This window comes from Winogradskyella poriferorum (genome assembly GCF_036553625.1).
Classification (GTDB): Bacteria; Bacteroidota; Bacteroidia; order Flavobacteriales; family Flavobacteriaceae; genus Winogradskyella; species Winogradskyella poriferorum.
The window spans coordinates 1-774 of the sequence record NZ_JAZHOU010000017.1 but is presented as its reverse complement, the minus strand read 5'-3'; the positions used below and the strand labels follow the sequence as shown (position 1 = coordinate 774).

The 774-nt window shown below is 33.3% G+C and carries 1 protein-coding gene; it reads right to left on the bottom strand.

Annotation, left to right across the window (positions count from 1 at the left end; all coding sequences use genetic code 11):
- Positions 1-131: 131 nt before the first annotated feature.
- Entirely contained in the window at positions 132-740 is a 609-nt protein-coding gene (locus tag V1468_RS16425; protein WP_331811288.1) for a hypothetical protein, read from the bottom strand.
- Positions 741-774: the final 34 nt, after the last annotated feature.

Here is a 774-nt window from a genome sequence, read left to right as displayed (position 1 = left end):
AACGGTCTCGGCTATGAGTAGTTGCGTGGTTTAGCGCTTAATTTTACAAGTACATACCAAACTGAAAATCCGTAAGGATTTTCAGAAGTAGGCGAAAACAAGCAATTATTTATAGCCATTGTTGTAGCCAGTTATTTTATATATTTATTAATCATCTCTTTATTCGACAAATCAATCAGTTCAGAACGATTCCAGTCCATCAAAACCAAATTCCATTTTTCTCCAATTTTGGAAAGCACTTCAACAACTTTGTCGTGATTCAGTCCGAATAGATTAGTAATCCATATGTTCTTGACTTTATCGTTCTCAAAATCGAAATAAACCGCTGAATATTCTTTTCCAAATCCAATAGTGTTTTCACTTTTTACTCGATAATTGCTTCCGTATCCAGTTATTACTTCTGTGTGCTTTTCAGTTCCAAGTTCAGTCAATAGTTTTTCTAGTTCAGTTTTGTCTATTTCTCGACTTTTTAAACTGACTTTATTTTCTTCTCTAACATATAGGTCAGAATATCCGTTTTCGGCAGAAAAGTCAGATATATTATCCGCTTGTTTTAGCAAGTCAGATAGATTTTCTTTTGGTACAATTTCTATTTGGCAGAAATCGTCTTCGTGATAAAATATTGTTCCTTTTGCTCTGTATTCCGTTTTTGTCAACTCCGAATGTTCAGTTTTGGTATTCGACTTTGTGAAATATATCAAAGCGAACAATGCTATTATAATTCCTATTCCAATTGCCATTCGTGATTTCATTTTTCTAATTGGCTACAACGGT

What these genes read in the sequence shown, in the direction of transcription:
- V1468_RS16425 (WP_331811288.1), bottom strand. Translation starts at nt 740, where the DNA reads ATGGCAATTGGAATAGGAATTATAATAGCATTGTTCGCTTTGATATAT.